This is a genomic window from Ruegeria atlantica (assembly GCF_013033965.1).
Classification (GTDB): domain Bacteria; phylum Pseudomonadota; class Alphaproteobacteria; order Rhodobacterales; family Rhodobacteraceae; genus Ruegeria; species Ruegeria atlantica_D.
In genome coordinates this window covers 109,258-121,311 of sequence record NZ_WQFE01000006.1, presented here as the reverse complement: position 1 = coordinate 121,311, position 12,054 = coordinate 109,258, and the positions used below count along the sequence as shown (strand labels likewise).

The 12,054-nt window shown below is 55.2% G+C and carries 12 protein-coding genes; 3 read left to right on the top strand and 9 right to left on the bottom strand.

Features of this window, described 5'->3' with window-relative positions:
• Positions 1–4: 4 nt before the first annotated feature.
• Positions 5–916: a LysR family transcriptional regulator gene (locus GOW16_RS12890; RefSeq protein ID WP_170415590.1), complete on the top strand. Its 912-nt coding sequence runs from the start codon at positions 5–7 to the stop codon at positions 914–916.
• Between the two features lie 28 nt (positions 917–944).
• Here the strand turns inward: GOW16_RS12890 and GOW16_RS12885 are convergent, their stop codons facing one another.
• Both GOW16_RS12885 and GOW16_RS12880 read right to left on the bottom strand, forming a co-directional pair.
• Positions 945–1,154, bottom strand: coding sequence for a hypothetical protein (locus GOW16_RS12885; protein WP_170415588.1), 210 nt, complete (start codon positions 1,152–1,154; stop codon positions 945–947).
• A gap of 59 nt (positions 1,155–1,213) precedes the next feature.
• Complete coding sequence (locus tag GOW16_RS12880; RefSeq protein ID WP_254429764.1) at positions 1,214–1,501, bottom strand: TetR/AcrR family transcriptional regulator; 288 nt, start codon at positions 1,499–1,501, stop codon at positions 1,214–1,216.
• A gap of 210 nt (positions 1,502–1,711) precedes the next feature.
• Here GOW16_RS12880 and GOW16_RS12875 point away from each other — a divergent pair, with 210 nt between their 5' ends.
• A complete protein-coding gene (locus GOW16_RS12875; RefSeq protein ID WP_170415584.1) occupies positions 1,712–2,899 on the top strand; it encodes an aromatic ring-hydroxylating oxygenase subunit alpha in 1,188 nt (395 codons plus the stop codon).
• 90 nt (positions 2,900–2,989) lie between these two features.
• On the opposite strand, the gene GOW16_RS12870 is transcribed toward GOW16_RS12875, so the two are convergent.
• Positions 2,990–4,540 carry a class I adenylate-forming enzyme family protein gene (locus GOW16_RS12870; RefSeq protein ID WP_170415582.1) on the bottom strand — a complete coding sequence of 517 codons (1,551 nt, stop codon included), beginning with the start codon at positions 4,538–4,540 and terminating at the stop codon, positions 2,990–2,992.
• Between the two features lie 110 nt (positions 4,541–4,650).
• The gene (locus GOW16_RS12865) at positions 4,651–5,148 is read right to left on the bottom strand and encodes a flavin reductase family protein (RefSeq protein WP_170415580.1); all 498 of its coding nucleotides are present in this window, start codon (positions 5,146–5,148) and stop codon (positions 4,651–4,653) included.
• Between the two features lie 186 nt (positions 5,149–5,334).
• Between GOW16_RS12865 and GOW16_RS12860 the strand changes: the two genes are divergently transcribed.
• Positions 5,335–6,774, top strand: coding sequence for a coniferyl aldehyde dehydrogenase (locus GOW16_RS12860; RefSeq protein WP_217354605.1), 1,440 nt, complete (start codon positions 5,335–5,337; stop codon positions 6,772–6,774).
• A gap of 97 nt (positions 6,775–6,871) precedes the next feature.
• Here GOW16_RS12860 and GOW16_RS12855 read toward each other — a convergent pair whose 3' ends face one another.
• The 5 genes from GOW16_RS12855 to GOW16_RS12835 all read right to left on the bottom strand — a co-directional run bounded on the left by GOW16_RS12855 (position 6,872) and on the right by GOW16_RS12835 (position 11,899).
• A complete protein-coding gene (locus GOW16_RS12855; protein ID WP_170415576.1) occupies positions 6,872–7,573 on the bottom strand; it encodes an ABC transporter ATP-binding protein in 702 nt (233 codons plus the stop codon).
• Positions 7,573–8,337, bottom strand: a complete 765-nt coding sequence (locus GOW16_RS12850) for an ABC transporter ATP-binding protein (protein ID WP_170415574.1) — start codon at positions 8,335–8,337, stop codon at positions 7,573–7,575. Before GOW16_RS12850 ends, GOW16_RS12855 begins: the two co-directional genes overlap by 1 nt.
• Positions 8,334–9,620: a branched-chain amino acid ABC transporter permease gene (locus GOW16_RS12845; protein ID WP_170415571.1), complete on the bottom strand. Its 1,287-nt coding sequence runs from the start codon at positions 9,618–9,620 to the stop codon at positions 8,334–8,336. Before GOW16_RS12845 ends, GOW16_RS12850 begins: the two co-directional genes overlap by 4 nt.
• Positions 9,617–10,573 carry a branched-chain amino acid ABC transporter permease gene (locus GOW16_RS12840; RefSeq protein ID WP_170415569.1) on the bottom strand — a complete coding sequence of 319 codons (957 nt, stop codon included), beginning with the start codon at positions 10,571–10,573 and terminating at the stop codon, positions 9,617–9,619. Before GOW16_RS12840 ends, GOW16_RS12845 begins: the two co-directional genes overlap by 4 nt.
• Positions 10,574–10,654: 81 nt before the next feature.
• Positions 10,655–11,899 (bottom strand): branched-chain amino acid ABC transporter substrate-binding protein, encoded by a 1,245-nt coding sequence (locus GOW16_RS12835; protein WP_170415567.1) that lies wholly within the window; start codon positions 11,897–11,899, stop codon positions 10,655–10,657.
• Between the last annotated feature and the right edge of the window lie 155 nt (positions 11,900–12,054).

Below are 12,054 nucleotides of genomic sequence, written 5' to 3'. Positions count from 1 at the left end.
ATAGATGGTAACGCCGCGCCGCCTTTTCCCTTCAATCTCATCACTCCGCGCTCTGGAAGCATTGGACCGGCTTGGTTCGGCTTCTGCGGCCGCCGATGAACTTGCTTTGACCCAAAGCGCAGTCAGCCGCCAATTGCAAACGCTGGAAGCCCAGTTAGGCGTGGACCTGATCCGCCGGGACCGCAAACGCCTGCTACTTACGCCGGTCGCTCAGGAATACGTAACCGAGATCAGGCAAGGCCTGAACCAGATCGCTCAGGCCTCATTAAAACTTCATGTGGCACCTGTCGGCGGAACATTGAATCTTGCGATCCTGCCGACGTTCGGGATGCGATGGCTGGTGCCCAGACTGCCCGAATTTGCTCGCCTACATCCTGAAGTAACGATCAATATGTCTACCCGCCTGCGGCCATTCAGCTTCACATCGGAACCCTTCGACGCCGCGCTGCATTTTGGCGAACCTGACTGGCCCGGTACAGACCGGCTTCTGCTGCGGGTGGAAAGTGTGTTACCTGTTTGCGCACCAACCTTGCTGCCCAAAGGCGCGCCATCTTCACCGCGGGATCTACTAAAGCTACCTTTATTGCACATCCAGACCCGGCCCCACGCCTGGCAAGAATGGTTCAGCCACATGGGAACGAGCCATCCCGACGCGTTGCCCGGAACAATTTATGATCAATACACAACGATCAATCAGGCGGCGGTTCACGGTCTCGGCGTTGCCTTGCTGCCCAACTATTTGATCGAGCAGGACCTCGCGACCGGCAAACTGATCGCAGCCTTCCCCGATGCGGTCGAGATGATGGGGGCCTACTATCTTGTATGGCCTAAAACCAAGTCGGACGACCCGTCGCTGCGCAGCTTTCGGCACTGGCTTTCCACGCAGGCCCAATCCGAAGAGGGCTTGCCGCGATAGGCGCATCGAATGGTGCCGGGTCAAGCTGTCACAACGACTCTGCCAACAATGTAGCCGCTTGCTTCAATTCGGCGCGCCAAATGGCCGGGGCATCAAGCGCGGCCAGTGAGTCCAGCGATAGAAAAATCGTTGAAAGCCCCTGCGCGACGGATTTTACCCGCTCTGGCGCCGCGTTGGGCGACACGCGACGAAGAGATACTTCAATAACCGCCACAAATCTTGCCAATACTTCCAGCAATTGTTCCGCAAGCTCGGGGTGATCCCCGACAGATGCGGACAACCCCTGCCAGGCGGCCGTTAGTCGTGGGTCGATCTCCTCACTTCGGCAAATAGGATTTCCAATAACTGACCGCTCGTTTCGATCTGTGAAAGGTGAAAATTCAATTCCAATGTGAGGTCGTTAAACAAGTTTGCAACGTGTTGATTTAGCGCTGTTATCATCTGATCTCGGTTGCCGAGATAGTGCCGCAGCAATGGCCGTTTCACGCCGGCCTCAGCCGCGACACGCTCCTGAGTAGCGCCATCAAGCCCGTATCGAGCCACGCAAGTCATATATGCATCAAGAACTTCTTCAGACCGTTGCATTCTTAAACTCGGGCACGGCATGGCATTTCCAGTCGTTTCTTTTGGTTCAGAAAAGAACCTTTAAACCTTCAACCTTACGGCTTTTTCCCAAGCGTATTCCGGACAAACGAAAATTTAGTGAACAGTCACTTTGTATTGACATGTGCAGCACATCAGGTTACCTGTCAAGTTTGACAATAATGATATCCAGGTAGCCACTTGCGAGACGACATGCAACATCCCCACCAAATGCCAGAGATCGCCACTCAGGAGCTGCCTCCTGAGGCTTACACATCGGATGAATGGCTGGCACAGGAAAACAAGAAACTGTTTTCGCGAAGCTGGGTGTTTGCTGGCACCGAGAAAAAAGTTGCCAATGCAGGCGATTACATGGCGGCCAAGGCAGGTCACTTTACTCTGGTCGTAATCCGCGGAAACGACGGTAAGCTGCGCGCCTTCCACAACATTTGCCGCCATCGCGGAACCGAACTGCTGGACCGTGGCTGCGGGAATGCTGGCAAAACGATCGTGTGCCCCTATCATTCGTGGACTTTTGGTCTGGACGGTGCGCTGCGTGGTATCCCCGAGCAAAAAGCCTGTTTCCCGGACATCGACAAAAAGGAAAACGGCCTGCACAGGGCGTCTGTCGCGGTATTCAAGGGCTTTGTTTTCGTCAACCCCGAACCGGATCAGGACCTGTCCGATTGGCTCAGCGGATTGGAAGATGTCGTCTGGCCACATGACATCAACAGCCCTGAATTGATGTCCTACGGTGAGGCCGTCACCTATGAGCTACAGTGCAATTGGAAAGTGTTCTTTGAGAACGCGATTGACGGTTATCATCTGGCTTACCTGCACAAAAATACTCTGGGCGGCCCAACTCAGGACAAAAACATCTGGGATCCATACGGCGACAATCAGGTTTGGTATTCGACCGAGAACGAAACTGTACGTTCACGTGTTCCCAACTTCGTCTCGACCCGCATGGACAAATGGAATGCAAAGAAAATCCCGCACGCCGAGAAAGAAGGCTATGGCGGCGTTTATGCACTGTTTCCGACAACCCTGATCGTGGCAAGCCCGTGGTCATTCTCTGTTTCCGTGATGGAGCCGGTAAGCGCCGGTGTAACCCGGATGCACGTCTATGTCTGGGCCGCAAAATCATGGATGTCGAGCCGCGGATCCGTCAAGGACATCCCCGGATATGACAAAGTATCCGGCATGATCAAAAGCTCTCATTGGAAGGTACATCCACTGGAAACGCAGGACTTCCAGACCGAGGATGTATATGTGGTTGAGAAAATGCAGCGCGCGCTGATGTCCCCCAAATATGCGGTCGGCAAAATGGCCTCTGGTCCGGGCGCGGAGTCACCGCTAACCTATTTTCAAAGGTCCGTTCTGCGCCACATGGAGGCATAGGCCACATACACCGCAAGCCAGGATTTGGCCGCGCGCCTGCGGCCAAATCTCATTAACTCTTTTCGTCTTTCTTCGCCTGACCACAAGCATTCAGGCAGCACCGCTCTGATTGGCACCACTACAAATCTCGATGATTTCGCGCTTTTGTATTTTTCCAGTCGGACCTTTGGGCAAGGCGTCCCAGATCTCGATCTCTTTCGGGATCTTGAAATTTGCGATCTTGCCACGGCAGTATTCACGTAGCTCTGCGCCACTGACAACAACACCCGAGTTCAGGGTAACAACGGCATGAATCCGATCTCCCCATTTTGGATCGGGCAGACCAAATACACTAACTTCGTCGACTGCATCATGTTCGGCCAGGCAATTTTCGACTTCGACCGGGAACACATTGTAACCGCCGGACTTGATGCGGAACTTCGCGCGGTCCTTAAGGTGGACGTAACCCTCTTCATCAATCACAGCGATGTCCCCGGTATGCAACCAGCCATCGCGGACAGTTTCCGAGTATTCTACTGCCTGATTCCAATAACCCGGTATGACATATGGCGAATGTATCAACAGCTCACCCGCCTCCCCGCCGGGAAGGTCATTGCCCTGTTCATCCACAACCCGGACGTCCACGAAATACAAAGGCCGTCCCGCGCTTTCCAGACAGTTGTGCCCGTCCTTCAGTGCGCGTTCATGATCTGTTGCAGTCAGCATCATGCCCATGCCCATCAACTCGGTCGTACCGAACATTTGAAGGAACTTGCACCCGAAAGCCTTGAGCGCATCACGCACTGTCGCGGGGGGAATAGGTGCAGAGCCATAGCCCAGTTGCCGGATCGACGAGCAATTGTATTGCGTGATCAGGCCGGAAGACAGCAGATCGTTCAGCATTGTCGGCACCAGAACGCAAATCGTCGCCTGTTCGCGGTCGATAAGCGTAAGCGCAGTTTCAGCATCCCACTCGCCCACGATGGCGCATTTGGTGCCGTGGAACATGTTGCGCAGCAGGTGAATGATCGGAACACCCGATGCTGGCATCGCGTGCAGCCAGACATCGTCAGGGCCTGCACCTTCCGTCAGCGCGATTGCACCCATCGACTCGATCATCAACTCATGGGGATAGATTGCGCCCTTCGGCAAACCGGTCGACCCGGTGGTATAGCAGATCATCAGCTGTTCATGCGGGGTTTGGGCGAACGCGCCGTTATCGGCCGCAGCCGCGATCAGGGCTTCATAGTCCTGCACCAGCTTGTGCTGAGTGCCAACGCCGACCACTACCGGCTGACGTTTACTGAAGGTTAGCGCCTCTTGGGCGATGTCGACTTTGGTATCCTGCACGAACAGAACGTCCACACCGGCATCGTCAATCAAAGCACCAATTTCGCGCGGAGCAAGACGGTAATTCAGTCCGACCCGGATCGCGCCAGCCTTGGCGCAAGCTCCGATGGTTTCTGCGACCTCGATGCAGTCGGGCAAAATCACGCCAACCCGGTCACCTTTGCGGATATCCAATGACCGCAGGGCGTGTGCCAACGCATCCGTGCGGCGACCCACCTCGCGCCATGTACGGCGGCGATCCAGTTCTACATAAGCGTCCAGATCCCCAAAACGGTCTGCGTTTCGGTCGATCAGCTGTCCAAGCGTCGGCATTAATGTATCCTCCCGGGCATAATCACGGCATATTTTCCAATTGCGTGATTGTCTTTATTTGGCGGCACGAGGCGTGCAGGTTCGGGCAAAATACTCACCCCTGCCCTGCATCAGCCCTCCAGCGGTGTAAGTTTATGAAATCCTTTGCGCCCATAAATGAGCGCTGATTTTTCCGGGTTCAGGTGAACTTCCTTCACCATGCCAAAGAACACAGCATGTGTCTTTGTGTTTGCCCAATTGTCGACCACGCACTCAAAGGACACGACGGATTCCTGCAAGATGGGCAGTCCCAGATCGCCTTCGATCCAGGTTCCGGCTGCCTGGAATTGTTGTTCTTTGTCCATTTTCGACGAAAAGGCACCAACGACCTCGGTCATGTCATCCGGTATCAGGTTTACAGCGAATTTCCGGCTGTCCATTACAACGCCATATGTTCGCGCGGTTCGGTTGATACAGACCAGCAAAGCCGGTGGATCAGCGGTCAAAGAGCATACTGCTGTCGCCGCCATCCCGGCGCGCGCGCCCTCGAATTTTGAGGTGATAATGGTGGTTGAGGCCGCCAGCAGCTGCATGCCGGTCTTGAACCTGTCTTCTGTGGTCAGGGTCATACTGCGCTCTTGCTAATTAGTGAACGATCACTTACCTTCCATATTGCCGAGAAAATGTCAACGCAGACTTCACATCCCGGCAACGAAGAAACAAATCCCGACCCTTGTGAACGGGGGATCAAAACGGGCACACAAACCAACAGGACGGCGGTTGCGCACCGCAGGACGAACGGCAGGAGACACATATTGAACCAGCATAGCCCCAACCACGCCGAGAGCCTCTCAACGCTTTTGGAAACTCAAAAGGCCCGTAGGGCTGAGCACGGCGCGCCAAACGCGGCTGAACGCAAGGATCGCATTGTCCGGCTGATTGACCTGGTTCTGGATAATCGCGACGCCATTGTTGACGCAATCTCGGCGGATTTCGGCAACCGGTCGCAACACGAGACGATTACCGCCGACATCGTTGGCACGGCAAAGCAGCTAAAATTCGCGCGCGACAACCTGGATCGCTGGATGCGCCCTGATAAGGCCAAAGTCGAGTTTCCGCTGGGGTTGTTGGGCGCACGTGGTCGCATCCAATATCAACCGCTGGGCGTCATCGGAATTGTCAGCCCCTGGAACTTTCCAATTTATCTGTCCATCGGGCCAATGGCCGAAGCTTTTGCGGCCGGCAATTCGGTCATGCTGAAACCGTCAGAGTTTACCCCCCGCACATCCGACCTTTTGAAATCGCTGATTGAAACAAACTTCGCCCCGTATGAGGCTGTGGTTGTGACTGGCGACGTCGAAGTCGCGCAGGCGTTTACTGCCCTGCCGTTCGACCATCTGCTGTTTACCGGGGCCAGCAATATTGGTCCGCACGTTCTGCGCGCAGCGGCTGAGCATATGGTGCCGACGACGCTGGAGCTTGGTGGCAAGAACCCCGCCATCATCGCCCCGAGTGCTGATATGAACCTGACGGTTTCTCGGCTTGCGGCTGGCAAGGTTTTCAACGCCGGTCAGGTCTGTCTTGCACCGGATTATGTCTTGGTTCCACGCCCAAAAATGGAAGAATTCGCCATCGCGCTTGCAGCAGAAATTGCTGAACTCTTTCCGACTCTGTCTGGCAATCCGGATGTCACCCATGTCGTGACTGACCGCCAATTCGACCGCCTCAAAGGCCTGGTGGATCAGGCACGCTCGGCTGGGGCGCGGGTGGTTGAGGTCAATCCCGCCAACGAAGATCTCTCAGCCACGAACGAGAAAATTTTGCCTCCGACACTGATCGTCGACGCCGACCCAGAGCTGGATGTTATGCAGGAAGAGATCTTCGGGCCAATCCTACCAATTCTGCCTTATGATTCCCTGGATCAGGCTATCGCCTTTGCCAACACCCGGCCGCGCCCACTGGCGGCTTATGTATTTGCCAAAGACACGGGCGAGCAGGAGAAGGTTATGGAAAGCACCATTTCCGGCGGGGCGTGCATCAACGATACAATCATGCATTCAACCCAGAACACCCTGCCTTTCGGGGGTGTCGGAAACAGCGGCATGGGCGCTTATCACGGCCTTCACGGATTCAAACGCTTCAGCCATGCAAAGGCCGTTTACAAGCAGATCAACATGGACGGTGTTTTCAAGGCTGTTCGCCCACCTTATGGCGAGAAGTTCTTTAAGACGATGGCGCCGTTCCTGAAAAAGTAAACGGGCGCCCCTAAGGAAAAAGGGAACTCCGCACGCGGAAGTTCCCTTTTTTGGCAATGCAAGAAAATCCGTACATTATGCAGAGGCCAAGGCGACCTCAAACCTCCAGCCATTCCTTCCGAATTTCGTCGTTTTCACGCAATGCTTGCGGCGTGCCTTCAAAAACCATATGCCCGTGGCCCATGACATAAACCCGGTTGGTCACGCGCAATGCGATGGTCAGCTTTTGCTCAACCAACAGGATTGAGACGCCACGCTCGGCAATTTGCAACAGCAAATCCCCTACCTGCTCGACGATCTTCGGTGCCAAACCCTCGGTCGGCTCGTCGATCATGATGAAATCGGGATCACCCATCAACGCGCGGCAGATGGTCAGCATCTGCTTTTCGCCGCCTGACATGACCGAGGCATCCACATCGGCACGGTTGCGCAGGTTGGGGAACATCTCAAACATGTCTTCCATGCACCAGCGACCATCGCCGTCCTTCTGGCCCGGTTTCAGACCCAGCATCAGGTTCTGACGCGTTGTGAGGCCGGGAAAGATATCCCGATTTTCAGGCACATATCCAATCCCCGCCTTGGCGATCTCAAAGCTCTTACGCCCTGCGATCTCTCGGCCGCGGAATTGAATTGACCCATGCGGTGCGACCTCACCCATAATGGCCTTGCAGGTGGTCGAACGTCCGACCCCGTTACGACCCAACAGCGATACGATTTCGCCCTCACCCACCTCAAGGTTCACGCCCTGAAGAATGTGACTTTTGCCGTAATAGGCGTGCAAGTCGGTAACCTGAAGCATTACACCGCCTCCTCTTCCAAACTTGCGCCCAGATAGGCTTCTTTCACTTTTGCGGATGCGCGTACAACGTCCGGCGTGTCGGACTCGATGACTTCGCCGTATACAAGCACCGAGATCTTATCTGCCAGATCGAAAATCACGCCCATGTCGTGCTCGACAATCAGCAGCGTTTTATCTTCGGTCACATTGCGGATCAGGTCGACGATCAGGTCGGTTTCCGAATGGCTCATCCCGGCACAGGGTTCGTCCAGCAGGATGATATCGGCACCGCCCGCGATCGTGATCCCGATCTCAAGCGCGCGCTGTTCTGCATAGGCCAACGTGCCCGCCAACTCGTTCCGGCGATTGCTCAGATTGATCTGCTCCAGAATTTCCTCGGCCTTTTCGGTCACGTCCAACTGTCGGCCGATCATATGCCAAAAGGAATAGCGATACCCCATTGTCCACAACAACCCGCACCGAATGTTTTCGAAAACGGTCATGTTGGGAAAAATGTTGGTGATCTGGAACGACCGGCTAAGGCCGCGGCGGTTGATCTCGAACGGTTTCAATCCGGTGACATCTTCGCCGTGCAGGAACACCCCACCAGAGGTCGGCGCGAACCGCCCGGTGATCAGGTTGAAAAGGGTCGATTTCCCGGCCCCGTTCGGCCCGATGACGGCGTGGCGTTCACCTTTGGCAATCTGCAGGTCCACACCCTGAATGATCTTTGCCAAGCCAAAGCTTTTCTCGAGTTTTTTCAGCTCGATAGCAGGAGCGCTCATACCCGGTCCTCCGCATGGTTTGCACTATCCCATGCTTCACGGATTTCCGGCAAAACGCGGGATACAAGGAATAGTGAGATTGCAGCGATTATTCCCGCCAGCCCGACGGCCTGATAAGCGCCACTGTCAAAGGCAATGCCATAAAGATGCATCTCGTGACCGCCCCCGTAACCATGGCGCTTGTGGAACAGTATTTCCAGAATGGCGGCCAGAGACAGAACACTTGTGATCGCGGGAACCGCTACTTTGAGATACGGCTTGATCAGCAGTTTCAGGTTGCCCAGTGCAAGGGGACGTCGATGCATCGCGATCAACCCGGCAAATCCCGACGGGAAGAACATCACGCATGCGACGAACAAAATGCCGAGATAAAGCGCCCAGAGTTCGGTATGCAGACCAAGAACCGTTTGGAGCAAGGTGAACACGACCGCGCCGATGATCGGCCCGACAAAGAAACCCGCCCCGCCAATGAAAGTGACCAGCAGAATCGAGCCTGAGGTCGCAAGGTTGAGGTTCTCTTCGGTCAAAATTTCAAAGTTAATCGCAAACAATGACCCGGCGACACCGGCAAAGAAGCCCGAGGCGCAGAAGGAAATCCAGCGAACGTTGCGTTGGGAATAGCCCACAAACTCGGCGCGTTCTTCATTGTCGCGCACCGCGTTGGCGATCCGTCCGATCGGCGTACGCGAGAACAAGTACATCAGCAACGCCGCCACCAACAGCCATACGACAGTCAGATAGTAGACTTCCTGCTGTGTCAGGAATTCATACCCAAACACTGGCGGTCCCATGGTCCGATCACCCGAGATGCCTTCTTCGCCACCAAAGAATACGACGATGATGACCGAGCAGGCTGCGATCAGTTCGCCAACCCCCAGCGAGATCATGGCGAATACAGTGCCCGCACGGCGGGTCGAAAAGCTGCCGATCAGGAAAGCAAAGACCAGACCGAACAGGCCACCGACAACCGGCAGGAAGGGCAAGGGCAGCCATAGCCCGTCCTCGACCATGTTCATGACATGCATGGCAAAGAACCCGCCAAGCCCCATGTATACCGCATGGCCAAAGGACAGCATGCCCCCCTGCCCCAGCAGCATGTTGTAGCTAAGTGCGAATACGATTGTGATTGCCATCTGGTTCATGATTGTCAGCGCCGAGCTGGACTGGAAGACAAACGGCAAACAAAGCAGAAACAGTGCGGCGAAAGCCCAGGGCATAGCGTTCGAAAGCGATATCAGGCGCGTAGTGCCCGCGGTTAGGGGCGTCTTACTAGCGATACTCATGATTCACGGTTCCCCATAAGACCTTGCGGGCGCAGAACCAAAACAATGATCATCAGCAGGTAAGGCAGGATCGGACCAAGCTGCGGCAGCGTCAGCGTCCACAGGTCCTGCAGCGGGTGATCCCAGATCAACTCAGGCTTGGTAAAGCCGATGGCGGTCAGCACCTGTTCTGCCGTGATGTCATATGCGGTGGCAAAGGTCTGAAGCCAGCCGATGATCAGTGAGGCAACCAATGCGCCCCAAAGCGAACCCAACCCACCAATTACGATGGTCACGAAAACGATGGAACCAAGCTGTAGCGCCATACCGGGGAACACCCCCAGCACCGGGCCAGCGATGACACCCGCAAGACCGGCCATCGCCGTGCCGACACCAAAGACGCACATGAAGACCAAAGGCACGTTGTGACCCAGGTTCTGCACGGTTTCGGGATAGCTGAGCGCGGCCTGAATGGTCATACCAATACGGGTCTTGGTCAGAATATAAAGCAGCGTCAGGAAGATCCCCATCGCAACGGCGATCATGAATACCTTGTAAGCAGGAAAGGCGTTTCCGGCGATGGCAAAAGCGGCGAAATCCAAGGCGGCAGGTTCCGAGAAAGGAAGCTGACTTTTGCCCCAGAAGAATTGAACCGTTTCCTCAATCAGCAGGGCAAGACCAAAGGTGAAGATCAATTCCGGCACATGCCCATATTTGTGAACGCGCCTCAACCCATATCGCTCAATCAAAGCCCCGATGACCCCTACGATCAATGGCGCGATCAGCAATCCGGCCCAAAACCCGGTGACGAGGCTGATCTGATAGGCGAAATAGGCACCCAGCATGTAAAAACTGGCATGGGCAAAATTCAGAACGCCCATCATGGAAAAGATCAGTGTCAGACCGCTGCATAGCATGAACAGCAACAATCCGGTCACGAACCCATCCAACACGTTCACGAGGAACAGCGCCATAACGTGTCTCCCTGTATTTTTAGAGTGGTAACCTGATGGCCCGCCCGTACTTTTAGACGGACCACCAGAGTGGTTAGAGCGTTATGGGCGCTTCATCTCGCAAGTGGTGGGCGCGTCATTGGACGCCAGTTCGACGACCGTCTCTGCAACCATACCTCGACCGGATTTGTCGTATTCGAACGCGGCCTCGGGTGTCTGGCCCTGTACGGTCACAGTCTGGATCGCCTGGTGATCGCTTTCGCGCATCACCGTTTTGCCGGTAACGATGCTGTCATACTCCATACCTTCCAACGCGTAGGCAATCGCCTTGATATCCGTGGCATTGCCAACTTCGTTGATTGCGGCTGCCAGCATCGGTGCAACATTCGCCATCTGCGGCTGACCGAAGTCCAGATCCGGGAAGCTGACGTAGAAGGCCTCGATGAACTCCTGCGCTTCGGGCGTTGGAGCCGGGTTTACTTGACCTGCGCCAACCAGCTTAACGATTCCGTCGCCTTCTTCACCAAAGGCTGCGGTAATGCCCGAGGTGGCGCCGTAGTAGGTATAGATTGGCTTGTCGAAACCCGCGCCCATGACGGCCTTACCCAGACCGACCATGTCGCCGCCCCAGTTTCCGGTGATCACAGCATCAGCGCCCGAGCCAACGATCTTACGCGCATACGGCGTGAAGTCTTTGACTTTGCCGATCGGGTGCAACTCGTTCCCGACAATCTCAATGTCAGGGCGCTTTTCCTTAAGGAAGCGCTGTGCTGCCGCGGCGACGGCCTTACCGAATGAATAGTCCTGACCGATCACATAGACCTTTTTGATGTCCGGGTTGGCCGCGATATCGTCGGTCAACGCGTCCATCTTAATGTCAGCATTGGCGTCAAATCGGAAATGCCAGAACTGGCACTTGTCATTGGTAAGCGCCGGGTCAACGGCCGAGTGGTTGAGGAAGATTACAGGATCATCGGGATTGCGGCGGTTATGCTTGGCAACAGCTTCGGTCAACGCGTTTGCCACACCTGATGATGCGCCCTGAGCGATGATACGAATGCCCTGATCCATAGCGACCTGCAACTGGATGAGCGATTCCTTTGCGCTGATCTTGTTATCGAAGGGCACCATCTCGAATTCGGCCTGTCCATCCAGCAGCGCACCGGGCTCGTTCACCAGCTCTTTTACGCTGTGGCGATAGATGGCCAGACCCTGTGTACCAGTAGTAGCAAACGGCCCGGATAGCGGATCAATGAACGCGATTCGTACTTTTTCCTGTGCCACGGCGGCCCCCGCGGCAAGACCAGCGGCAAGTGCGGTCGCCATCATCAAATTGAACTTATTCATTTCTTCCTCCCTATTGACACCAGGCGGTAGGTTTCAGCCTGTCGAAAGATCCACACATTGGTGAGTGATCGATCACTATCTTCGTTTCTGTTTGTTAGTGTGTCAACGAATTACTGACGAATTTCGAAACTTCAGAACCATCGCCAATCAAATTG

Coding starts and splice junctions, on each gene's coding strand:
- GOW16_RS12880 (WP_254429764.1), bottom strand. CDS start 1,501: ATGCAACGGTCTGAAGAAGTTCTTGATGCATATATGACTTGCGTGGCT.
- GOW16_RS12850 (WP_170415574.1), bottom strand. CDS start 8,337: ATGAGCGCTCCTGCTATCGAGCTGAAAAAACTCGAGAAAAGCTTTGGC.
- GOW16_RS12865 (WP_170415580.1), bottom strand. CDS start 5,148: ATGACCCTGACCACAGAAGACAGGTTCAAGACCGGCATGCAGCTGCTG.
- GOW16_RS12855 (WP_170415576.1), bottom strand. CDS start 7,573: ATGCTTCAGGTTACCGACTTGCACGCCTATTACGGCAAAAGTCACATT.
- GOW16_RS12840 (WP_170415569.1), bottom strand. CDS start 10,573: ATGGCGCTGTTCCTCGTGAACGTGTTGGATGGGTTCGTGACCGGATTG.
- GOW16_RS12870 (WP_170415582.1), bottom strand. CDS start 4,540: ATGCCGACGCTTGGACAGCTGATCGACCGAAACGCAGACCGTTTTGGG.
- GOW16_RS12835 (WP_170415567.1), bottom strand. CDS start 11,899: ATGAATAAGTTCAATTTGATGATGGCGACCGCACTTGCCGCTGGTCTT.
- GOW16_RS12875 (WP_170415584.1), top strand. CDS start 1,712: ATGCAACATCCCCACCAAATGCCAGAGATCGCCACTCAGGAGCTGCCT.
- GOW16_RS12890 (WP_170415590.1), top strand. CDS start 5: ATGGTAACGCCGCGCCGCCTTTTCCCTTCAATCTCATCACTCCGCGCT.
- GOW16_RS12845 (WP_170415571.1), bottom strand. CDS start 9,620: ATGAGTATCGCTAGTAAGACGCCCCTAACCGCGGGCACTACGCGCCTG.